Below are 21,657 nucleotides of genomic sequence, written 5' to 3'. Positions count from 1 at the left end.
GCGGTGGCCGTGGCGGCACGTTCGGCGGCGTCGGCCTCGGCGGCCTCCCGGCGGACGGTGACGACCCTCTGTCCCAGCGTGACACAGCTGCCCAGCGCCACGGTCCACAGCGCGATCGGCAGCAGCACCTCGATGTAGGGCACACCGAAGGCCGCGAAGCCGGCGAGGCCGGTGCACACCAGGGTGAGCACCAGCCGCTCGGACCGCTCGACCAGCCCGTTGACGTTCACCGGCAGGCCGATGCTCTCGCCGCGCGCCTTGGTGTACGAGACGACCTGGCCGCTCGCCAGGCAGAAGATCGACACCGCGCACAGTGTGACGCTGTCGCCCCGGCCCGCGTACCACAGGGCCAGTCCGCCGAAGACGGCCGAGTCGGCCACCCGGTCCAGGGTGGAGTCCAGGAAGGCGCCCCACCGGCTCGATCGGCCCGACTGCCGGGCCATGTTGCCGTCCAGCATGTCGGAGAAGACGAACACGGTGATGAAGACCGTGCCCCAGAAGAAGTGGCCCTGCGGGTAGAACACCAGCGCACCGGCGACCACGCCGCCGGTGCCGACGAGGGTGACCGCGTCAGGGCTGACGCCCAGCCGCAGGAGCAGAGCGGCGAGCGGTGTGAAGACACGCGTGAAGAAGGCACGCGCGTACTTGTTCAGCATTGCCGTCCCGATTGGTCGATCGAGCCGTGTGGCGTTCGGCCACCGGCTGGCCCATCGTAGCCACGCGCCGGTCGGCGGGCGCGCACGGACCCGGGCCCGTCCGGTGCGCGCGGCGCACCGCCTCCGACGCGACGTGTGGACGACCCGGCCCGGCGGTGGAAAGCTCGAAGGGACCGGTTGCCGAGCGGCGGAGGCGGGCTCATGGGCGACAGGAACGGGACGGCGGCGCAGGTGGCCGACCGGGTCGTCGAGGTGGCGGACCCGGAGGCGCTGCGCAACGTGGCGCTGGTCGGCCCGAGCGGGTCGGGCAAGACGACGCTGGCGGAGGCGTTGGCGCGGGCCTCGGGCGTGTTGTCGCGCTCCGGCCGGGTCGAGGACGGCACGACGGTCTCCGACCACGACGAGATCGAGCAGCGGCAGGGCCGTTCGGTGCAGTTGTCGGTGGTGCCGCTGGACTGGGAGGGGGTGCGGGTCAACCTGCTGGACACGCCGGGGCACCCGGACTTCCTCGGGGAACTGCGGGCGGGGCTGCGCGCGGCTGACGCGGCGCTTTTTGTGGTCTCGGCGGCAGACGGGGTGGACGCGGGCACCCGCGCGCTGTGGCGGGAGTGCGCCGACGTCGGCACGCCCCGCGCGATCGTGCTGACCCATCTGGACGCCGTCCGCGCCGACTTCGACGAGATGGTCGCGCTGTGCCAGGACGCCTTCGGCGGCGCCGACCCGGACGCCGTGCTGCCGCTGCACCTGCCGATCACCGGGGAGCCCGGCGCGGACGGGCACCCGCCGGTCACCGGGCTGGCCGCGCTGCTCACCGGGCAGGTCGTCGACTACACGGCCGGCCGCCGCGAGGTGCGTCCGCCGCAGGACGGGGAGGTGGCCCGGCTGGCGGGGGCGCGGGAGCGGCTGATCGAGGGGGTGATCGCCGAGAGCGAGGACGAGACGCTGATGGACCGCTACGCGGCGGGCACCGAGGTGGAGGCGCCGCTGCTGGTCACCGACCTGGAGAAGGCAGTCGCGAAGGCGGTGTTCCATCCGGTCCTGGTGGCGGCGCCGGCGGCCGTCGACGTCGAGCAGGCGCTCGGCACGGTCGAGGTGCTCGAGCTGGTCGCGCGCGGCTTCCCCACCCCGCGGGAGCGGGCGCTGCCGCCGGTGACCACGCCGGACGGCAAGCCGCGCCCCGGGCTGACGTGCGACCCGTCCGGTCCGCTGGTCGCCGAGGTGGTGCGGCTGGCCTCCGACCCGTACGTGGGCCGGGTGGCGCTGGTGCGGGTGTTCTCCGGGACGCTGCGGCCGGACACCGCGGTGCACGTCTGCGGCCACGGGCTGGCCGACCGCGGCCACGAGGACCACGACCTGGACGTCAGGGTCGGCGCGCTGACCTCGCCGTTCGGCCGCCACCAGCGTCCGCTCGGGCAGGCCGTCGCCGGCGACCTGGCGTGCGTGGCGCGGCTGACCGGGGCGGAGACCGGTGACACGCTCTCCGACCGCGCCGACCCGCTGCTGATGCCCCCGTGGGAGCTGCCGGACCCGTTGCTGCCGGTGCCGGTGCGGGCCCACGGCAAGGCGGACGAGGACCGCTTCTCCCAGGGCCTGGCGAAGCTCGCCGCCGAGGACCCGACGCTGCGCGTCGAGCAGAACCGGGCCACCGGGCAGGTGGTGCTGTGGTGTCTGGGCGAGGCGCACCGGGACGTGGCGCTGGAGCGGTTGCGCGGCCGGTTCGGGGTGCGGGTGGACACCGAGGAGCACCGGGTGGAGCTGCGGGAGACGTTCGCCGGTCCGGCCACCGGGCACGGCCGGCACGTGAAGCAGTCCGGCGGGCACGGCCAGTACGCGGTGTGCGAGATCGCCGTGGAGCCGCTGCCGGTCGGCTCCGGCGTCGAGTTCGTGGACGAGGTGGTGGGCGGCGCGGTGCCGCGGCAGTTCATCCCCTCGGTGGAGAAGGGGGTGCGGGCCCGGGCGGCGGCCGGGCTGCGCGGCGAGCGGCCGCTGGTCGACGTGCGGGTGACGCTGAAGGACGGCAAGGCGCACTCGGTGGACTCCTCGGACGCGGCGTTCCAGACCGCCGGCGCGCTGGCGCTGCGGGAGGCGGCGCAGGAGGCCGGGCTGCGGCTGCTGGAGCCGATCGCCGAGGTGACGGTCACGGTGGCGGACGAGTACGTCGGCGCGGTGCTCAGCGATCTCTCGGCGCGGCGCGGCCGGGTGCTCGGCACCGAGCAGTGGGAGGGCGGCAGCACCTGGGTGCGCGCGGAGGTCCCGGAACGGGAGTTGGGGCGCTACGCGGTGGAGCTGCGGTCGCTGGCGCACGGCTCCGGCGGGTTCACCCGCCGGCACCTCCGACACGAGCCGGTACCGCCGCAGTTGGCGGCCAGGATGCTGGAAGCGTCCGGTTGAACGCCCGAACACCGATAGTCTGACGGTCCGGCAGGATGTGTGACGAGCATCCCGGTGGGGAACAGCCCATGGTGCGACGCGCGGACGACAGTGGGGGTACGGGTGGCCGGCTTCGACGACGGCAGGCAGCAGGGCGCGGCGGTCGACTTCAGTCCCGGCGCGCAGGTCCCGCTCTCCGCCGGCTCCGGCCAGAGCGCCGCGACGCAGGCGCTCGCCTCGGCCGCCTACCGGGACGGTCCTGTCACCGACCTGCTGAAGGCGAACGACGAGGCGTCGGTGAAGCCGCCGAAGCTCTCCCTGTTCGAGCCGAACCTGGGTGAGGCGTTCTCCCGGGCGGTGCAGGTGCGCATGCTCGGTGGCGGACGGGCACCGCTGATCCAGTCCTTCGGCACCGACCCGCAGGTGATCGCCGACCACTGCCTGGCCGCCTCCCGTTTCCGCAAGGCGCGCGACGCGCGTCTGACGGCCGTGATGGGACTGCTGGGGCTGCTGTTCCTGCCCGGCGTGCTGCTCTGGCTGGGCGGCTTCCAGCTGCGCAGGTGGCTGGCGGGGGCGCAGAACAAGCGGGCGGGCGCGTTCGGTGTGCTGGCGCTCGGGGCGCTGGCCGCCGTGGTGCTGCTGGTCGCGGTGACGCTGCCGGTCGGCGGCTTCCTGGCGATCTACCTGCGGGTGATGCTGGTGGCCCCGGTCATCGGCTGGTTCCTGGCCAAGCGGATCTGCGAGCGGTACGCCAGGGAGCTGCGCGAGTGCTGGATGGGCCTGCTCTCCGGCGGCGGGGTCGGGGCCCGCATCCCGGAGACGGTGCCGCAGGACCCGAACGACGCCGACGCGGAACGGCTGCGCAAGGCGCTGACCCAGCTCGCCGCCGAGCAGAACAGCAACCTGGTCTTCTACGCGGGCCCCAAGGGGATACTGGGCATGGGCACCCGCTGGGGCAGCTGGCAGCTGGCCGAAGAGCTGGCGCCGCGTGCGGACGCGGAGGAGATCAACCCGTTCCGCAGCTGGGACGTGATCCGCGCGATCCAGGACCAGTTGCGGATGCTGGAGCGCGGCCCGCTGCACACCGGAGGTTTCCCCAAGCCCTCGATACGGCACTGGATCGTGGCGCCGGTCAGTGAGGGCGCGAAGGCGGTGTCCCGCCCGGAGGGCCAGGAGGTCGAGGCCTACCAGGTCAGGGACTTCGAGATCCAGCGGATCTGCAACGAGCAGCAGTTCGGCAGCGGCAACCGGCACTACCTGGGTGTGCAGTTCGTGCTGTGGGACGGCCAGTTGGTGCTGACGCTGCTGATCAGCGTCACCGTGCTGCACCACACGTTGCGCATCGAGGTGACGGGCCACGCGCTGGGCCCGGTGCACCCGCTGTTCACCACCAAGCCGGCACCGAAGGCCAAGCAGGTCAGCAAGACGGTGAAGTTCTGGGAGACCAAGAGCGTGCCGCTGCCGCTGGTGGACACCAAGGAGGTCGTGCGACTGGCCGCCCGGGCGCCGTTGACCTGGTTCCCGCCGGTGCTGGACTTCCTCGGCGGCAAGCTCACGCTGCCCGAGCCGTTCGGACTGCGGCACACCTGGGCGGACAAGCCGTGGCGGCACCGCTTCATGGCGGACGACGCGCTGCGGGCCGCGACGCCGGTGCTGCGGGTGGTGCACACGGCGGCGCTGAAGGTGCTGGAGGACAACGGGGTGGCGACGGAGAAGTTCGGCGCCCGCTCGCAGTTCCTCAGCGGCGCGGTCCAGGCGCACGTCCCGACCAAGGCGGACGAGTACAACGCCTGAGCCCGCCCGCGGCGCCGGCCGGAGGCTTGCCCGGGGCGCCGGGGCGGTCAGTCCGTCGGCCAGGCGGCGGCGATCATCCGCCGGGTGTCGGCGAGCAGTTGCGGCAGCACCTTGGTGTGTCCGATGACCGGCATGAAGTTGGTGTCGCCGCCCCAGCGCGGCACCAGGTGCTGGTGCAGGTGGGCGGCGATGCCGGCGCCGGCGGCGTCGCCCTGGTTCATGCCGATGTTGAAGCCGTGCGCGCCGGAGGCGGCCCGCAGCGCGGTCATGGCGCGCTTGGTGAAGTCGGCGAGTTCGACGGTCTCCGCGTCGGTGAGGCCGGTGTAGTCGGCGACGTGCCGGAAGGGGACCACCATCAGGTGGCCGCCGTTGTACGGGTACAGGTTCAGGACCGCGTAGACGTGTGCGCCCCGGGCGACGACCAGCCCGTCCTCGTCGCTCTTGGCGGGGATCTCGCAGAAGGGGCAGCCGTCTCCCGCGGCGGAGCCGCTCGGCTTGTTCTCCCCCTGGATGTACGCCATGCGGTGGGGTGTCCACAGCCGCTGGAACGCGTCCGGCGACCCCACTCCGATCTGCTGCTCCGGCTCGCTGGTCATGCCGGCCAGCATATGGCGTCCTGACGACGGTCGGGGCCCCGGGTGGTCACCCGGGGCCCCGACCGTCAGCGGGCCGTCAGCGGCCTGGTCAGACCTGCTCGCGGGACTCCACGGCGCGCCGGATCTCCGCGAGGGCCTCCTCGCGCGGGATGCCGTTCTTCTGGGAGCCGTCCCGGTAGCGGAAGCTGACCGCGCCGGCCGCCATGTCGTCGTCGCCCGCGATGACCATGAACGGCACCTTGGCCTTCTGGGCGTTGCGGATCTTCTTCTGCATGCGGTCGGAGGAGGCGTCGACCTCCACCCGCAGGCCCTGGGCCTTCGCCTCGGCGGCGAACTCCCGCAGGTACGGCACGTGGTCGTCGCCGATCGGGATGCCGACGGCCTGCACCGGGGCCAGCCACGGCGGGAAGACACCCGCGTAGTGCTCCAGCAGGACGGCGAAGAAGCGCTCGATGGAACCGAAGAGCGCCCGGTGGATCATCACCGGCCGCTGCCGGGAGCCGTCGGCGGCGGTGTACTCCAGGTCGAAGCGGTCGGGCAGGTTGAAGTCCACCTGGATCGTCGACATCTGCCAGGTGCGGCCGATGGCGTCCTTCGCCTGGACGGAGATCTTCGGCCCGTAGAAGGCCGCGCCGCCCGGGTCCATGACCAGTTCCAGGCCCTGCTTCTCGGCGGCCTGGCGCAGCGCCTCGGTGGCCTGCTCCCAGTTCTCGTCGGAGCCGATGAACTTCTCCGGGTCCTTGGTGGACAGCTCCAGGTAGAAGTCGTCGAGACCGTAGTCGCGCAGGAGGTTCAGCACGAAGGTGAGCAGGGAGTCCAGCTCGTCGGCCATCTGCTCACGGGTGCAGTAGATGTGCGCGTCGTCCTGGGTGAAGCCCCGCGCCCGGGTGAGGCCGTGCACCACACCGGACTTCTCGTAGCGGTAGACCGTGCCGAACTCGAAGAGCCGCAGCGGCAGTTCGCGGTAGGACCGGCCCCGCGCGTCGAAGATCAGGTTGTGCATGGGGCAGTTCATGGGCTTCAGGTAGTAGTCCTGGCCCTCGTCGAGCTGCATGGGCGGGTACATGCCGTCGGCGTACCAGTCCAGGTGGCCCGACTTCTCGAAGAGGGTGCCCTTGGTGGCGTGCGGGGAGTAGACGAACTCGTAGTCCGCCTCCTCGTGCCGCTTGCGGGAGTAGTCCTCCATGACCCGGCGGATGATGCCGCCCCTGGGGTGGAAGACGGCCAGGCCGGAGCCGATCTCCTCGGGGATGGAGAACAGGTCGAGTTCGCTGCCCAGCTTGCGGTGGTCGCGCTTCTCCGCCTCGGCGAGGAACTCCAGGTACGCCTTGAGCTGGTCCTTGGCCGGCCAGGCGGTGCCGTAGATGCGCTGGAGCTGCTTGTTCTTCTCGTTGCCCCGCCAGTACGCGGCGGCGACGCGCATCAGCTTGAACGCCGGGACGAGCCGGGTGGTGGGCAGGTGCGGACCCCGGCAGAGGTCCTTCCAGCACAGCTCGCCGGTCTTCGCGTCGAGGTTGTCGTAGATGGTCAGCTCGCCGGCGCCGACCTCGGCGGACGCGCCCTCGGCGGCCTCGGCGGCGGAGCCCTTCAGCCCGATGAGCTCGAGCTTGTACGGCTCGCCGGCCAGCTCCTGGCGGGCCTCCTCGTCGGTGGTGACCCGGCGGGAGAAGCGCTGACCGCGCTTGATGATCTCCTGCATCTTCTTCTCGATGCGCTTGAGGTCGTCCGGGTGGAACGGCTCGGCGACGTCGAAGTCGTAGTAGAAGCCGTCCTTGACGGGCGGACCGATGCCCAGCTTGGCCTCGGGGAACAGCTCCTGCACCGCCTGCGCCATCACGTGCGCGGTGGAGTGCCGCAGGATGTCGAGGCCGTCGGGGCTGTTCACGTCGACCGGCTCGACCTCGTCGCCGTCGGCGAGCGGGTACGCCAGGTCCCTCAGCTGTCCGCCGACCCGGGCCGCGACGATGTTCCGCTCCCCCTCGAAGAGCGCGCCGGCGGTCGTGCCCGTGGTCACCACGCGCTCTTCCCGCTCGGAATCGCGTTGAACGGCAACACGGACGTCTGACACCGGATCTCTCCTGACTCGGTTCGGGAAGCGGCGGCGAACGCCGGCCGCGGCTGGAATCGTACCGAGCCAGAGCGCGTACGCGCCAAGCGGTTGCCCGCCGCGACCGGGGCCGGAACCCCGGGACGACGGAGGGGGAGCGGGAAACGACAAAGGCCGGTCGTCGCTGACTGACCGGCCCTGCGTGGGGTGTGTGGGCGATACTGGGTTCGAACCAGTGACCTCTTCGGTGTGAACGAAGCGCTCTCCCACTGAGCTAATCGCCCCCTGTGCCCTGCGGCACGGGTAGAACCATACAGGGAGGTCAGCCCTCCTCCAAACCACGTTCACCGGACCGGGCACGGGAACACACAAGGGGTCCGGAAGGCTCGCTGCCTTCCGGACCCCTTGTCCACGGTGGGCGATACTGGGTTCGAACCAGTGACCTCTTCGGTGTGAACGAAGCGCTCTCCCACTGAGCTAATCGCCCGCGGTGCGGCGCCAACACTACCGCATGCCGACACCCCGCCGTGACCACCTCCTCACCCGACGGCCTCACCGGTGAAGATCGGCGGGCATCTCCCGGCACCACCTTCGCCCTCCCCTTCGACACCCCTTCCGCACCCCCCTTCGGATGTGCGTTCGAAAAACGGCGGGAACCGGCCTTCACCTCAACGGACGCAGTACGCAAACAACCGATCCCCGTGTTCATGGGGTCGAAGAAGGCCAAATCAGGCAGAGGGGTTTACAACCGGCCGGTAGGTGGCATGTCGATTTCGCCGACGTGCGAACCCCCGAGCGCACACTGAGCGAAAGGCCCTGGCGCTTATGAACACCACGGTCAGCTGCGAGCTGCACCTGCGCCTCGTTGTATCCAGCGAGTCCTCCCTGCCTGTACCCGCGGGCCTGCGGTATGACACGGCCGACCCCTACGCGGTACATGCGACCTTCCACACCGGTGCCGAGGAGACGGTCGAGTGGGTCTTCGCCCGCGACCTCCTCGCGGAGGGGCTGCACCGCCCCACGGGCACCGGCGACGTACGAGTCTGGCCCTCCCGAAGCCACGGGCAGGGCGTCGTCTGCATCGCCCTCAGCTCGCCCGAGGGTGAGGCGCTGCTGGAGGCCCCGGCGCGGGCTCTGGAGTCCTTCCTCAAGCGAACGGACGCGGCGGTGCCGCCCGGCACCGAACACCGACACTTCGACCTCGACACCGAGCTTTCGCACATCCTCGCCGAGAGCTGAGCTCGTCCGACCGGCGCCGGTGGCCTAGCCGGCGCCGGTCGGACGGGAACACGGGCGGGTCGCCACCCGCCGGCAGGCGCCTGCCGTCCGACTCGGGGCGACGGCAGGCGGCCCGGCGGCCGCCAGGCAGGAAGCGCATGGCCGGTTCAGGCCGCCGTCACTCCCAGGTGACGGCGGCCTGAGGCACGCTAGGAGATAGAGTCTCCCGTCAGCTACGAACACCTGAACAGAAGCTGACGGACACCACCGGCCTGGAGCGACCGTGCTGATCAACCACGACACCCGGTTCGCGCTCGACGGCGTCGTCGATCTCCTGAACACCGCGGCGGACGAGGACAAGCCCGACACGCTGACGGATCTCGACGCCCTGCGCGGTTACGTGGAGCGCAACAGCATCAGCGGCGTCAGCCGGCTCGCCGAGGCCGACCTCGCCGCCGTGCGCGAGGTCAGGGACCGCTTCGCCGAGGTCTTCGCCGCCCCCGACACCCGCACCGCAGCCGAACTGGTCAACGCCCTGGTCGCCAAGGCCGGCACCACACCGCAGCTCACCGACCACGACGGCTACGACTGGCACGTGCACTACTTCGCGCCCGGCGCGAGCGTCGCCGACCACCTGGCCGCCGACGGCGGCATGGCGCTCGGCTACCTCATCGTCGGCGGCGAGCGGGAGCGGCTGCGCCGCTGCGCCGCCCCGGACTGCCGCCGGGCCTTCATCGACCTCTCCCGCAACCGCTCCCGGCGCTACTGCTCCAGCCGCACCTGCGGCAACCGGCTGCACGTGGCCGCCTATCGGGCCCGGCAGCGGGAGTCCGCGGAGAACGCCCAGGCGGCGGAGGCGTAGCCGGCGGCCCGCGGGCGGGACGTCAAGCAGGCCGTCGGGCGGCGGCACGGCCACACGCGCGGCGTCACAGCAGCAACAGGTCGTGCACGGCACTGAGCAGCAGGATTCCGCCGATCACCGCGAGGAAGAGGATCAGCGGGGGCTGCGAGAGGGCAAAAAGGCAGCCGCGCGGCTCGTCGGCCGGGGAGGAGACGTCGACGGGCCGGGGCGGGTCTGACGCGGACGGGAGCTGGTCCCCTGGGTAGTGCTGCATCTCACCGCGATCATCGCGCGGCGCGCACCGACCAGCTGCTCAACACGCCCGTCGGGCCGCACAGTTCATCAGATCCCGTGCTTTTTCAGAATCGCTTCGATGTCCGAGAAGTCCTCCCCGGCGGGGGCGGCCTCACGTCCACCGCCCCGGCGCAGCGCCGGCGGGGAGGCTGCCGGCGGCGCAGCGGTCTGCCCGCGGCCGCCGCCCTCGGCGGGCTCCCGCCGGGCCCCGCCGCCGGACCGGGCCTGCGCGAAGCCGGCCACCAGGTAGAGCACGACGGCCAGCGCCAGCACAGCGAACCCGGCCCACACCGACGGCTTGAACACGAGGTCGGCCGCCCAGGTGGAGAACGCCTGGACGATCTTCCCGCCCAGGCCGATCAGACCGGCCATCGCCAGTCCGATCGGGAGCAGCGAGATCGCCGCCAGCCGCGTGGCCTTCACAAACCGGCGGCGGTAGGCGGTCAGGAACGAGACGGCCAGGCCGGCCGCCGAGAGTGCGGCGCACACGGTGATGGTCAGCATGTCTCCATCCTGCCTCGCCGCACCTCGCCGGCGCCAAGGTGGGGGGCGAACCTGGGGGAATTACCCGGGTCGCGACTCCTCCCCTGGGTGGAGGCCGGACCGCCGCGCAGGGCGCGGACCTCCCCCGCACGGGGTCCGGCGACCGGCTGGGAGGATGTCCCCATGTCCACAGACGACCACACCGCGCCACGTCCCGTCCTGGAGACCTGGTTCGACCTCCAGTGCCCGGACTGCCACACCGCGCAGGCCGACCTCGCCGCGCTGCGCGAACGCTACGGCGACCGGCTGGAGATCCGGCTGCGCCACTTCCCGCTGGCGAAGAACAAGCACGCCTACGCCGCCGCGCAGGCCGCCGAGGAGGCGTACGCGCAGGGCGCCGGCGACCGGTACGTGCGGGAGCTGCTGGGCCGGACCGCCGAGCTCGGTCAGCGCGGCGAGGAGCTGCTGGTGGCGCTCGCCGCCGAGCTGGGCCTGGACGCCGGCGAGGTGGAGAGCGCGCTGTTCGACGGGCGGCACCTGCTGGCCGTCGACGCCGACCAGGCCGAGGGCCGGGCGCTGGGTGTCAGCGGCACACCCACCTACGTCGTCGGGGGCGAGCGGCTGGACGGCGGCCGCTCCCAGGAGGGGCTGCGGGCCCGGATCGAGGAAATCGTCGACGGGCTGCTGACAGCCGCCTGAACCCGCGCCGGCCGCGCGGGCCCACCGGGTCACCGGGTCACCGGGTCACCGGGTCACCACAGCCGCTTGCCGTAGTGCAGCACGGTCGCCCGGTAGCCCAGCGACGCGTAGAGCCGTCTGGCGACGGTGTTGGACTCGAAGACGTTGAGAGCGAGCCGGTCGACACCGCCGGCCAGGCACTCGCGTTCCGCGAGCAGCATCAGGGTGCGCCCGTGGCCCCTCCCCCGGTACGGCTCGTCGACGGCGACGGAGTGGACAAAACCGTCCTCCACTCCCGGGCTGCCCGGGGAGAGCCACAGGGTGCCGACCCGCTCGCCCCGGTGCTCCAGCGCCCACAGCACGCGGGTGGCCACAACGTCGCCGCCCGGGGGCGGCGCGGCGAGGTCCCTGCGGGAGCGGGCCTCGGCGAACTCCCGGTCCATGCCCTCGGCCACGCACTCCGCCACGAACCGCTCGGCGGTGTCCGCCCGCCACCGCTCGACCTCCTCGTCCGTGAGCGGCCGGTGGCTGGTGCCAGGCGGCAGCTCGGGGGCGGTGGTGAGGTGCTTGTCGAGGTGGGCGACCGCCGGGCGGTAGCCGAGTGCGGCGGCGAGGCTCACCGCCGGTTCGGCGGTCGCGGGCACCGCGAGCCAGGCCCGGGAGCAGTCCCAGGTCCGCAGGATCTCCTCGGCGGCGAGCACGGCCACGGTGGCCCGGCCGCGCCGCCGGTCGGCGGGCGCGACCTCAAGCCGGTCGATCCGGCCGACCGGCGGGGCGCCGGGCTCGACCTCCGTCCGCAGCCGCACGCCGCCGACGGGTCGGCTGTTGACGCAGATGTCGTACGTCCGCGAGCGGCTGCCGTCGGCGAAGCGCCGTTCGGGGGCGGACGGGCGCAGTGTGGTGGTCATCGCTGTGTTTGTACCAGCGCGACAGGACGCTGCCCAGCCCGCCGAGCGGCGGAGACGGCCCGTCAGGGGTCCATGTCGGCGGCGGAGCGCTCCTCGAAGATCCGCATGGCCTTGGCGGTGACGGGCCCGGGGGCCTGGTCCAGCGGCCGCCCGTCGATCGCCCGCACCGCCTGCACGTCCCGGAGCGAGGAGGTCAGGAAGACCTCCTCGGCGTGTGCGAGGTCGTCCATGGTCAGGTCGGTCTCCTGGGCGTCGGTCCAGTGGAGGACCAGTTCCCTGGTGATGCCGGCCAGGCAGCCGGAGCTGAGCGGCGGGGTGTGGAGCCGGCCGTCGAGCACCGCGAAGACGTTGCTGCCGGTGCCCTCGCACAGCAGCCCGGCGGTGTTCGCGAACAGCGCCTCGGTGGCCGCGCTCTGCCGCGCCCGGGCGAGGGCGATCACGTTCTCCGCGTAGGAGGTGGTCTTCAGGCCGGTCAGCGCGCCGTGCTCGTTGCGCCGCCATGGCACGGTGATCACGGCGGTGGCGTCCGGGCGGCGGCGGGCCTCGCCGGCCGCGACGACCAGGGTGGGGCGGTCCTCGCCGCGGCTGGAGGCGAGCGGGCCGAGCCCGGCGGTGTAGGTGATGCGCAGCAGTCCGAGAGCGGCCGGGTTGGCGTCGAGGACGGCCGTGCAGGCCCGGCGCACCTCGTCGAGGTCGGGTTCGGGCAGGCCGAGGCCGGCGGCCGAGCGGGCGAGTCGCGCGAGGTGGCGGGTCAGGGCGAAGGGGTGGCCGTCGAGCGTCTTGACCGACTCGAACACGCCGTCGCCCACGGTCAGTCCGTGGTCGAAGATGGAGACCCGCGCGTTCGCGGGGTCCCTGAGGGCGCCGTCCACCCAGATCAGCGTCACTGTGCCGCCTTCCTCTCCGTGGCGCCCCGAGGCGCCGTGCCCGCCGTGCCGGCGGCTCCGGTCGGGCCGCTCGGCTGTTGTCCCGACGCTACCCGCAGCAGCCGCTCGGCCTTGAGTTCCGTCTCCGCCCACTCCCGGTCCGGGTCGGATCCCCAGGTGATGCCGGCGCCGGTGCCGAAGCGCAGGACCGGCCCTCCGGGGGCGTGCCGGTCGATCCAGAAGGTGCGGATGCCCACCGCCAGCTCGCCGCGGCCGCGGTCGGCGTCTACCCAGCCGACGCCGCCGCAGTAGGGGCCCCGGGGGGCCGTCTCCAGTTCCCCGATGATGCGGAGCGCGCTGGACTTCGGGGCGCCGGTGACCGAGCCCGGCGGGAAGGTGCCGGCGAGCAGTTCGGCCCAGCCGGCGCCGTCGGCGAGTTCGCCGCGGACGGTGGAGACGAGGTGGACCAGGCCGGGGTGGGCCTCCACCGCGCACAGCGAGGGCACGGTGACGCTGCCGGTGGCGCAGACCCGCCCGAGGTCGTTGCGGACCAGGTCGACGATCATCACGTTCTCGGCGTGGTCCTTCTCCAGCAGGTCGTCCGCGGTGCGGCCGGTCCCCTTGATCGGCCCGGACTCCACGACGCGGCCCCGGCGGCGCAGGTACAGCTCGGGGGAGGCGGTGGCGACCTCGACGCCGTGCGCCGGCAGCCGGACGACACCCGCGTAGGGGGCGGGGTTGCCCCGGTCGAGGGCGTCGGCGAGGGCCGCGACGTCCGCCGTGCCGGGGTCGGGCAGCGGCGCGGTCAGCACCCGGCAGAGGTTGGCCTGGTAGACGTCGCCCGCGGCGATGTACTCGCGGACGCGGCGGACGCCGGCGACGTAGGCGGCCTCGTCCAGCGAGGAGGTCCAGTCCCCGGGGGCGGGCCCGCGCCAGTGGGCGGCCCGGGAGGCGGGGGGCGCCGGCCGCACGTCGGCGAAGCGCGCGCAGACCGGTTCCCCCTCGAAGTCGGCGACCACCGCCCACCAGCCCCGGGAGTCCAGGGCCGCCGGGTCGTTGGTGACATCCCGCAGGTCGGAGGCGAGAACGCCGCCGAAGCGGGCGAGCGGGGGCAGATCGAGCACGGTTTCGAGTCTAGGCTCCTGGTACGGGCGGAACGGAATTGGAGCTGGCCGCGGAATCCGCTAGAGTTCAACGCGTCGCCGGGGCACGAACAGGCACCGGACACACGACACCTGCGGACGTGGCTCAGTTGGTAGAGCATCACCTTGCCAAGGTGAGGGTCGCGAGTTCGAATCTCGTCGTCCGCTCGAAGTGGGGCCTGGTCCCCGCACTCCTGGTGGAGTGGCCGAGAGGCGAGGCAACGGCCTGCAAAGCCGTCTACACGGGTTCGAATCCCGTCTCCACCTTTATGGACGATTAGCTCAGCGGGAGAGCGCTTCCCTGACACGGAAGAGGTCACTGGTTCAATCCCAGTATCGTCCACCGGCCTTCGGGCCCCCGCGCGATTAGCTCAGCGGGAGAGCGCTTCCCTGACACGGAAGAGGTCACTGGTTCAATCCCAGTATCGCGCACTTCGCGGCACAGCCGCCGGTACCGGACCAGCTCCGGGGCCCGGTGGCCGCGTCACGGACGATTAGCTCAGCGGGAGAGCGCTTCCCTGACACGGAAGAGGTCACTGGTTCAATCCCAGTATCGTCCACAGCAGAGCCCCGGTCGGCACGCCGACCGGGGCTTTCTGGTGCGGTGAACCGCCGGCGGGCTGTCCGCCGGATGTCGCCACCAGGGGCCGGACATGGCCGAGGCCCGGGCAGCTCCCCAGCTGCCCGGGCCTCTCGCCGTCCTCCGCACCCCCGTCCCCACGGGGTTGACTGGCCGGGATGTCCCCGGTCCGGGCCGCTCTCCCGGACCCCGGGGCGCCGCTCTAGCGCCCCAGCATTCCCGCCACGGACGACGCTTTGGTGACCACCGCGTCCACGCCGCCGAAGACGACGGCGAGGAGCAGGGCCACGGGGAGCACGATGGCGGCCGCCACCAGCGGATGCCGCTGGCCGGACGGCCGGGTGCCGATGGTCGCGACGGTGGCGACCAGGCACGAGACCCGCTCCTGTGCGCGGGCGGTCGCCCGCTGCGCCATGTGCGCCATCACTCACGCTCCCTCAGGGTCTGTCGCGGTGGGCGACCCACCTCGGGGGACGAGTACGTCACCCACCGCTTGTCCACAAGCCTAGGCAGCGGGCGACCGCCGGACGTCATGCCCGCGTACCGAACGGGGGCATCCCCAAGAAGGAGGCCGCTCGTCCTCGTGTACTCCCCAGGGTGGAGACCGCCCCCGAGACCGGATGGATCATGGTGACTTCACTCACCCGAAGATCACCGGCACTCCCCCCGCCCGGCCGAGCCCGGCGGCCTCTCCGCCACCCGGCCGGGCTCCCTGCCACCGTCCGTGCCCGTGACCGGCCTCCGACGCCACCTCCCTTGTGTGCCACCGCAGTTGACGCCGGTACAGCCGTCCGGCCCGTGCCCGGTCGGCTCGCCACGCCCCCGTGCCGGGCGGTCGTCCGCACCCGGCGACAATCCACCTCCCGGCACGCGCGGCATCTGCGCGCGGGGGCACGGCACTCCGTAAGCTGTGGGCGTCATCAGGACCGGGCGGCGCGAGCGATACGGGGCCTGTCCACCGGAGGCAGGGGAAGGGCATGGCGATAATGCGGCTACGGCGCGAAGACCCGCGCGTCGTGGGCTCGTTCAAACTTCACCGGCGCTTGGGCGCGGGCGGGATGGGCGTGGTCTACCTCGGTTCGGACCGGCGCGGGCAGCGTGTCGCGCTGAAGGTGATCCGGCCGGACCTGGCGGAGGACGAGGAGTTCCGGACCCGCTTCGCGCGTGAGGTGTCCGCGGCGCGGCGCATCCGCGGCGGCTGCACCGCGCGGCTGGTCGCGGCCGATCTCGACGCCGCCCGGCCGTGGTTCGCCACCCAGTACGTTCCGGGACCGTCGCTGCACGACAAGGTGCACGAGGGCGGTCCGCTGTCGGCGGCGCAGGTCGCCGCGGTCGGCGCGGCGCTCGCGGAGGGCCTGGTCGCGGTGCACGAGGCCGGTGTCGTCCACCGCGACCTCAAGCCGTCGAACATCCTGCTCTCCCCCAAGGGCCCCCGCATCATCGACTTCGGCATCGCCTGGGCGACGGGGGCCAGCACCCTCACCCACGTCGGCACGGCGGTCGGTTCGCCGGGCTTCCTCGCTCCCGAGCAGGTGCGCGGCGCGGCGGTCACACCGGCCACCGACGTGTTCTCGCTGGGTGCCACCCTCGCCTACGCCGCGACCGGCGACTCCCCGTTCGGGCAGGGCAGTTCGGAGGTCATGCTGTACCGCGTCGTGCACGAGGACGCGCACCTGTCGGCGGTGCCGCCGGCGCTCGCGCCGATCGTCGCGGCCTGCCTCGCGAAGTCCCCGGAGGACCGGCCGAGCACCCTCCAGCTCTCGCTGCGGCTCAAGGAGATCGCGGCACGGGAGGCACGCGGCCTGCCGGCCGCCCGGGTCACCACCGACGCGCCCGCCGCCACGATCCGCACGGTTCGCAGCAACACGACCGGCTCCCGTACGGCGGGCCGCACCGGCGAGCGCGCCACCGGACGCCCCACCGGGAGCGGGGCCGGCTCCGGCCGTCGGCCCGCCCGGCCCACGGCGGGCGGCGGCGGTCGCGGCCGAACGGTTCCGGCGTCGCGTGCCGGCGGCGGCAGCCGGCCCGGGCGGCGGCCGCTGCCACGGAGCGAGGCCCGCCGGAGGCTGCTGAGACAGCGGCTTGTGGTGTTCGTGACGGTGACGGTCGCCGTCGCGCTGGGCATCGCGCTGGTGCAGGGCGTCTTCTCCTGACCCGCTTCCCGCCGCCCGGCGGGGTGGCCGGGTCAGCGGGTGGCCGGGTCAGCGGGTGGCGTAGAAGGCGACGGCGGAGGCGGCGGCGACGTTGAGGGAGTCCACGCCGGCCGCCATCGGGATGCGCACCCGCACGTCGGCGCGGGCCAGCGCCCCGGCCGTCAGCCCCTCGCCCTCGGTGCCGAAGAGCAGCGCCAGCCGCTCGGGCCGCCGCGCGGCGAGTTCGTCCAGGCCGACCGAGTCGTCGGCCAGGCACAGCGCGGCGGTGAGGAAGCCGTGCTCCCCCAGTACGTCGAGCCCGTCCGGCCAGGAGCCGAAGCGGGTCCACGGCACCTGGAGGACGGCGCCCATCGAGACCTTCACCGCCCGCCGGTAGAGCGGGTCCGCGCAGCGCGGGGTCAGCAGCACGGCGTCCACGCCGAGCGCCGCCGCGTTGCGGAAGGCGGCGCCGACGTTGGCGTGGTCGACCAGGTCCTCGAAGACGGCGACCCGCCGCGCCCCGGCCAGCAGCGAGCCGGGCTCGGGCTCCGGCCGCCGGGCCATCGAGGCCAGCGCGCCCCGGTGCACGTGGTAGCCGGTGACCTGCTCGGCGACCCGCGGCGTCACCGCGTAGACGGGCGCGGGAAGCTCCGCGACCACGTCGCCCATCACGTCGAGCCACTTCGGCGACAGCAGCATCGACCGGATCTCGTAGCCGGCGGCGAGCGCGCGGCGGATGACCTTCTCGCCCTCCGCGATGAACAGCCCCTCGGCCGGCTCGCGGCGGCGCCGCAGTGCGACGTCGGTCAGGTCGGTGTAGTCGGACAGCCGGGGGTCGCCCGGGTCCTCGACGGTGATCGGCTCTGCCACGGGTGGTGCGGTTTCCCTCGTGTTCAGCGGCCGGCGCCGAGTCCGACGGACACGACGTCGCCGATGACGATGACGGCGGGCGGGCGTATGCCCTCCCGCGCGACGGCGTCGCCGACGGTGGCCAGGGTGGCGTCCAGTCGGCGCTCGGCGGCGGTGGTGCCCTCCTGGATCACGGCGACCGGGGTGTCCCCGTCCCTGCCGTGGTCGACCAGCGCCTTGGCGATGGCGGTGATCCGCTCGACGCCCATCAGGACGACCAGGGTGCCGCGCAGCCGGGCCAGCGCCGCCCAGTCCACCAGGGAGCGGCTGTCGTCGGGGGCCACGTGCCCGCTGACGACGGTGAACTCGTGGGCCACGCCCCGGTGGGTGACCGGGATGCCCGCCACCGCCGGCACGCTGATCGAGCTGGAGATGCCGGGGACGACGGTGACCGGGATGCCCTCGGCGGCCAGCGCCTGGGCCTCCTCCATGCCGCGCCCGAAGACGTACGGGTCGCCGCCCTTCAGGCGGACGACCGCGCGGCCGGCCTTGGCGTGGCTGACCAGCGCCTCGTTGATGGCCTCCTGCGCCATGGCCCGGCCGTAGGGGATCTTCGCCGCGTCGATCACCTCGACGTGCGGCGGGAGTTCGTCGAGCAGTTCGCGCGGGCCGAGCCGGTCCGCGACGACCACGTCGGCGGCGGCCAGCAGCCGCCGGCCGCGCACGGTGATCAGGTCGGGGTCGCCGGGGCCGCCGCCCACCAGGGCGACGCTGCCGCTCGCGCGCTCCCGGAACGGCGGCGCCGCCAGCGTGCCGTCCCGCAGCCCCTCGATGACGGCGTCCCGGACCGCCGCCGAACGCCGCGGGTCCTGGCCGGTGAGCACGGCCACCGTGACGCCCTCGCTGTGTCCGGTCGCCGGCGTCCAGGCGGTCGCCGCCGCCGCGTCGTCGCTGCGGACCGCCCACACCCGTGACCGCTCGGCCTCTGCGGAGGCGGCCTCGTTGGCCTCGGGGTCGCTGGTGGCGATCAGCGCGTACCAGGCGTCGGCCAGGTCGCCGGGCCGGTAGCCGCGCCGGGCCCAGCTGATCTCGCCGGTGTCCGCCATCGCCTCGATGGTGGCGGTGACCTCGGGGGAGATCAGTTCCACCACCGCGCCGGCGGCGATCAGCGAGGGCAGCCGGCGCTGCGCGACGGTGCCGCCGCCGAGTACGACAACGCGGCGGCCCGCCAGACGCAGGCCGACGGGGTAGGCGGGAAGCTCGGGCATGGCGGTGCTGCTCCTCGGATCGAGCACGGGGGCCGCTGCGGCGGCGGAGCGGCGGATAGGTGCACTGTAGACGGCCGGCGGCCGATCAGTTCTTCTCTGTGACGCCCGCCGCATCAAACGTGGCGACCTCGTGCATCGCGCGGGCCGCGCTCTGCACGATCGGCAGGGCGAGCAGGGCGCCGGTGCCCTCCCCGAGCCGCAGGTCGAGATCGACCAGCGGACGCAGCCCCAGGGTGTTGAGCGCGGCGAGGTGGCCCGGTTCGGCGCTGCGGTGGCCGGCGACGCAGGCCGCCAGCGACTCCGGTGCCATGGCCCGGGCGACCAGCGCGGCGGCGCCGGCGCTGACGCCGTCCAGGATCACCGGCGTGCGCAGCGAGGCGCCGCCGAGGATCAGGCCGACCATCGCGGCGTGCTCCAGGCCGCCGATCGCGGCGAGCACCCCGATCGGGTCGGTGGGGTCCACGTCGTGGAGTTCCAGGGCCCGCCGGACGACCTCGACCTTGTGGGCGTGCATCTCGTCGCTCACGCCGGTGCCGCGCCCGGTGACCTCCGCCGGGTCGACACCGGTGTAGACGGAGATCAGCGCGGCCGAGACGGTGGTGTTGGCGATGCCCATCTCGCCCGTCAGCAGGGCCCGGTTCCCGGCGGTGACCAGGTCGCGCGCGGTCTCGATGCCCACCTCCAGGGCGCGGGTGGCCTCCTCGCGGGTCATCGCGGGACCGGTGGTGAAGTCGGCGGTACCCGGCCTGACCTTGCGCGGCAGCAGCCCGGGGGTCGCGGGCAGGGTGCCCGCCACGCCGACATCGATCACACACACCTCGGCGCCGACCTGCCCGGCGAACGCGTTGCAGACGGCCCCGCCGCCCAGGAAGTTCGCCACCATCTGACCGGTGACCTCCTGCGGCCACGCGGTCACGCCCTGGGCGTGCACCCCGTGGTCACCGGCGAAGATCGCCACGGCGGCCGGCTCCGGGATCGGCGGCGGGCACTGCCGGGCCAGTCCGCTGAGCTGTGCGGAGATGATCTCCAGCATGCCGAGCGCGCCGGACGGCTTGGTCATGCGCTTCTGCCGCTCCCACGCCTCGCCGAGTGCCTTGGCGTCCAGCGGACGGATCGCGGCCAGGGTCTCGCTGAGCAGGTCGTGCGGCTCGGCGCCGGGCAGTATCCGCCGCCCGTAGGACTCCTCGTGCACCACCCACGACAGTGGCCGGCGCTTGGACCAGCCGGCCTGCACCAGCTCCGGCTCGTCGGGGAACTCGTCGACGTAGCCGACGCACAGGTAGGCCACGACCTCCAGGTGCTCGGGCAGGCCGAGCTCGCGGACCATCTCCCGCTCGTCGAAGAAGCTGACCCAGCCGACGCCCAGCCCCTCGGCCCGGGCCGCGAGCCACAGGTTCTCCACCGCCAGCGCGGACGAGTAGGGCGCCATCTGCGGCTGGGTGTGGCGGCCGAGGGTGTGCCGGCCGCCACGGGTGCCGTCGGCGGTGACGACGATGTTCACCGGGGTGTCGAGGATGGCCTCGATCTTCAGTTCCTTGAACTGCTTCGCCCGCGCCTTCGGCAGCGATCTGGCGTAGGCGTCGCGCTGGCGCACAGCCAGCTCGTGCATCCGGCGCCGGGTCTCCTCGGAGCGGATGATCACGAAGTCCCACGGCTGCGAGTGGCCCACGCTGGGCGCGGTGTGCGCGGCCTCCAGGACGCGCAGCAGCACCTCGTGCGGGATCGGGTCCGGGCGGAAGCCGTTGCGGATGTCGCGGCGGTCGCGCATCGCGCGGTGCACGGCCTCGCGGTCGGCGTCCGAGTAGCCGGGCGCCGGCGGCCCCTGCGGGGCCTGCTCCTCGGCGACGGGCTGCGCGGCGGCGTCGGACGTCGCCTCCCCCTCGACGGCCACGGCCTCGGCGGGCGCGGCCTCCTCGGGCGCGGGCTCCTCGGAGGCGGGCGCCGCGGAGGCGGGCTCGGCGGCGGGCGCCTCCTCCGCGGAGACCGGGGCGGCGGGCACGTCCTCGGCGACGGGCTGGGCGGGCTCCGCACCGGGCGCGGGCTCTGCCGGGGCGGCGGGCTTGTCGGCCGCCTGCGCCGACGGCTCGGCTGCCGGCGTCGCCTCGGCGGCGGGCATCGCGTGCACGGTGGGGCCGGGCGCGGGCTGCGTCGAAGGCTGCTCGCCCGGTGCCTGTGCCGGGTCAGCGGCGGCGGGCGGGGGCGCGGCGGCCGCCGACGCGGGCGCGGGCTGCGGCTCGGCGGCCCTCGGCGCCGGCACCACGCGTGCGGGCTGCGCGGGCGCGGCGGCCGGCGCGTCGACCGGGGCCACCGCCACGGCCTGCGGCGGCTCCGGGGACCCGTTCGCGACCGGCTGCGGTCCGCCGGGCTCCACCGCGTCACCGGCCGGCGCCGCGCCCACGGGCGCGGCGGCGGGCACCGGCTCGGCGAGGTGTGCCTGTGCCTGCTCGGGCAGGGGGTCGGTCAGCGGATCGCCCGTCTCCGGCGCCTGGGCGACAGGAGCGCCCTGCCCCGGCGCGGCCGGACCGGCGGGGAGCGGCATCTCACCGGCGGGCGCCGGGATCGTCACCTGCTGCGGGTCGGCGTTCTGCGGCTGGCCCTCGGGGGCCGTGGGTCGGGAGTCGCCCTGGACATCGGCCGTCGGCGGAGTCGGTGCGGCGGCACCGAGCGCGATGGGCTGTCCCTGCGCGGCGGGTTCGGTACCGGCCTGCTGCGTCTCGGCGCCCACGGGCTCGGTGTCCGCCGCCTCGACCGGCGTCGACGCGGTCGGCTCGTCGGGCGTCGGCTCGTCGGGCGTCGGCTCGACGGGCATCGGCACGGCGGGCTCCGGCTCGACGGGCGTCGGCACGGCGGGCTCCGCCGGGGTGGCTTCGGCGACCGCCGGCTCGGCGGCGGTGAAGTCCGCGACCGGCTCGCCGGTCGCGGAGGCGGCGGGGGT

At 73.8% G+C, this 21,657-nt stretch carries 18 protein-coding genes and 7 tRNA genes; 11 read left to right on the top strand and 14 right to left on the bottom strand.

Annotated elements, in window-relative coordinates; all coding sequences use genetic code 11:
* On the bottom strand, positions 1 to 656 hold a 656-nt coding region (pgsA, locus tag GL263_RS04690), incomplete at its 3' end, for a phosphatidylinositol phosphate synthase (RefSeq protein WP_182854279.1).
* Between the two features lie 201 nt (positions 657 to 857).
* Here pgsA and GL263_RS04685 point away from each other — a divergent pair.
* A complete protein-coding gene (locus GL263_RS04685; RefSeq protein WP_182854278.1) occupies positions 858 to 3,047 on the top strand; it encodes an elongation factor G-like protein EF-G2 in 2,190 nt (729 codons plus the stop codon).
* A 102-nt stretch (positions 3,048 to 3,149) separates the two neighbouring features.
* Entirely contained in the window at positions 3,150 to 4,820 is a 1,671-nt protein-coding gene (locus tag GL263_RS04680; RefSeq protein WP_182854282.1) for an AbeC-like domain-containing protein, read from the top strand.
* Positions 4,821 to 4,867: 47 nt separating this feature from the next.
* Here the strand turns inward: GL263_RS04680 and GL263_RS04675 are convergent, their stop codons facing one another.
* From GL263_RS04675 to GL263_RS04660, 4 genes are all read right to left on the bottom strand, one after another.
* Positions 4,868 to 5,428: an HIT family protein gene (locus tag GL263_RS04675; protein ID WP_182854277.1), complete on the bottom strand. Its 561-nt coding sequence runs from the start codon at positions 5,426 to 5,428 to the stop codon at positions 4,868 to 4,870.
* 76 nt (positions 5,429 to 5,504) lie between these two features.
* Positions 5,505 to 7,430: a threonine--tRNA ligase gene (thrS, locus tag GL263_RS04670; RefSeq protein WP_182854276.1), complete on the bottom strand. Its 1,926-nt coding sequence runs from the start codon at positions 7,428 to 7,430 to the stop codon at positions 5,505 to 5,507.
* A gap of 245 nt (positions 7,431 to 7,675) precedes the next feature.
* Positions 7,676 to 7,747: transfer RNA gene (locus GL263_RS04665), tRNA-Val, on the bottom strand.
* 131 nt (positions 7,748 to 7,878) lie between these two features.
* Positions 7,879 to 7,950: transfer RNA gene (locus tag GL263_RS04660), tRNA-Val, on the bottom strand.
* Between the two features lie 338 nt (positions 7,951 to 8,288).
* Here GL263_RS04660 and GL263_RS04655 point away from each other — a divergent pair.
* The gene (locus GL263_RS04655) at positions 8,289 to 8,702 is read left to right on the top strand and encodes an SsgA family sporulation/cell division regulator (protein WP_003959770.1); all 414 of its coding nucleotides are present in this window, start codon (positions 8,289 to 8,291) and stop codon (positions 8,700 to 8,702) included.
* 262 nt (positions 8,703 to 8,964) lie between these two features.
* Positions 8,965 to 9,543 carry a CGNR zinc finger domain-containing protein gene (locus tag GL263_RS04650; RefSeq protein WP_182854275.1) on the top strand — a complete coding sequence of 193 codons (579 nt, stop codon included), beginning with the start codon at positions 8,965 to 8,967 and terminating at the stop codon, positions 9,541 to 9,543.
* Between the two features lie 64 nt (positions 9,544 to 9,607).
* Here the strand turns inward: GL263_RS04650 and GL263_RS04645 are convergent, their stop codons facing one another.
* Positions 9,608 to 9,796, bottom strand: a complete 189-nt coding sequence (locus tag GL263_RS04645) for a hypothetical protein (protein ID WP_182854274.1) — start codon at positions 9,794 to 9,796, stop codon at positions 9,608 to 9,610.
* A gap of 68 nt (positions 9,797 to 9,864) precedes the next feature.
* The gene (locus tag GL263_RS04640; RefSeq protein WP_182854273.1) at positions 9,865 to 10,320 is read right to left on the bottom strand and encodes a hypothetical protein; all 456 of its coding nucleotides are present in this window, start codon (positions 10,318 to 10,320) and stop codon (positions 9,865 to 9,867) included.
* 162 nt (positions 10,321 to 10,482) lie between these two features.
* Between GL263_RS04640 and GL263_RS04635 the strand changes: the two genes are divergently transcribed.
* Positions 10,483 to 10,998 (top strand): DsbA family protein, encoded by a 516-nt coding sequence (locus tag GL263_RS04635; protein WP_182854272.1) that lies wholly within the window; start codon positions 10,483 to 10,485, stop codon positions 10,996 to 10,998.
* A gap of 53 nt (positions 10,999 to 11,051) precedes the next feature.
* On the opposite strand, the gene GL263_RS04630 is transcribed toward GL263_RS04635, so the two are convergent.
* The 3 genes from GL263_RS04630 to GL263_RS04620 all read right to left on the bottom strand — a co-directional run bounded on the left by GL263_RS04630 (position 11,052) and on the right by GL263_RS04620 (position 13,875).
* Positions 11,052 to 11,885, bottom strand: a complete 834-nt coding sequence (locus GL263_RS04630) for a GNAT family N-acetyltransferase (RefSeq protein ID WP_182854271.1) — start codon at positions 11,883 to 11,885, stop codon at positions 11,052 to 11,054.
* A 62-nt stretch (positions 11,886 to 11,947) separates the two neighbouring features.
* Positions 11,948 to 12,766 carry an aminotransferase class IV gene (locus GL263_RS04625; RefSeq protein WP_182854281.1) on the bottom strand — a complete coding sequence of 273 codons (819 nt, stop codon included), beginning with the start codon at positions 12,764 to 12,766 and terminating at the stop codon, positions 11,948 to 11,950.
* A gap of 2 nt (positions 12,767 to 12,768) precedes the next feature.
* On the bottom strand, positions 12,769 to 13,875 hold the full coding sequence (locus GL263_RS04620) for a chorismate-binding protein (protein ID WP_182854270.1): 1,107 nt from the start codon (positions 13,873 to 13,875) through the stop codon (positions 12,769 to 12,771).
* Positions 13,876 to 13,988: 113 nt separating this feature from the next.
* On the opposite strand from GL263_RS04620, the gene GL263_RS04615 reads away from it, so the two are divergent.
* The 5 genes from GL263_RS04615 (at position 13,989) to GL263_RS04595 (ending at position 14,453) form a co-directional block, all read left to right on the top strand.
* Positions 13,989 to 14,061, top strand: a tRNA-Gly gene (locus GL263_RS04615).
* 28 nt (positions 14,062 to 14,089) lie between these two features.
* Positions 14,090 to 14,160 (top strand) — tRNA-Cys (locus GL263_RS04610).
* Between the two features lie 4 nt (positions 14,161 to 14,164).
* A tRNA-Val gene (locus GL263_RS04605) sits at positions 14,165 to 14,236 on the top strand.
* A gap of 17 nt (positions 14,237 to 14,253) precedes the next feature.
* Positions 14,254 to 14,325 (top strand) — tRNA-Val (locus GL263_RS04600).
* Positions 14,326 to 14,381: 56 nt separating this feature from the next.
* A tRNA-Val gene (locus tag GL263_RS04595) sits at positions 14,382 to 14,453 on the top strand.
* Between the two features lie 222 nt (positions 14,454 to 14,675).
* Here GL263_RS04595 and GL263_RS04590 read toward each other — a convergent pair.
* On the bottom strand, positions 14,676 to 14,897 hold the full coding sequence (locus GL263_RS04590; protein WP_438947914.1) for a hypothetical protein: 222 nt from the start codon (positions 14,895 to 14,897) through the stop codon (positions 14,676 to 14,678).
* A 553-nt stretch (positions 14,898 to 15,450) separates the two neighbouring features.
* Here GL263_RS04590 and GL263_RS04585 point away from each other — a divergent pair.
* Positions 15,451 to 16,626 carry a serine/threonine-protein kinase gene (locus GL263_RS04585; protein ID WP_182854269.1) on the top strand — a complete coding sequence of 392 codons (1,176 nt, stop codon included), beginning with the start codon at positions 15,451 to 15,453 and terminating at the stop codon, positions 16,624 to 16,626.
* A 48-nt stretch (positions 16,627 to 16,674) separates the two neighbouring features.
* On the opposite strand, the gene GL263_RS04580 is transcribed toward GL263_RS04585, so the two are convergent.
* The 3 genes from GL263_RS04580 to cobT form a co-directional block, all read right to left on the bottom strand.
* Positions 16,675 to 17,475, bottom strand: a complete 801-nt coding sequence (locus GL263_RS04580; RefSeq protein WP_182854268.1) for a TrmH family RNA methyltransferase — start codon at positions 17,473 to 17,475, stop codon at positions 16,675 to 16,677.
* Positions 17,476 to 17,498: 23 nt separating this feature from the next.
* Entirely contained in the window at positions 17,499 to 18,722 is a 1,224-nt protein-coding gene (cobA, locus tag GL263_RS04575) for a uroporphyrinogen-III C-methyltransferase (RefSeq protein WP_182854267.1), read from the bottom strand.
* Positions 18,723 to 18,807: 85 nt separating this feature from the next.
* Positions 18,808 to 21,657, bottom strand: a 2,850-nt coding sequence (gene cobT / locus GL263_RS04570; protein ID WP_182854266.1) for a nicotinate-nucleotide--dimethylbenzimidazole phosphoribosyltransferase, incomplete at its 5' end; no start/stop codon positions are given.

Source organism: Streptomyces durbertensis, from assembly GCF_014156695.1.
In the GTDB taxonomy this organism is placed as follows: domain Bacteria; phylum Actinomycetota; class Actinomycetes; order Streptomycetales; family Streptomycetaceae; genus Streptomyces; species Streptomyces durbertensis.
This window is presented reverse-complemented; position numbering and strand designations above follow the sequence as displayed.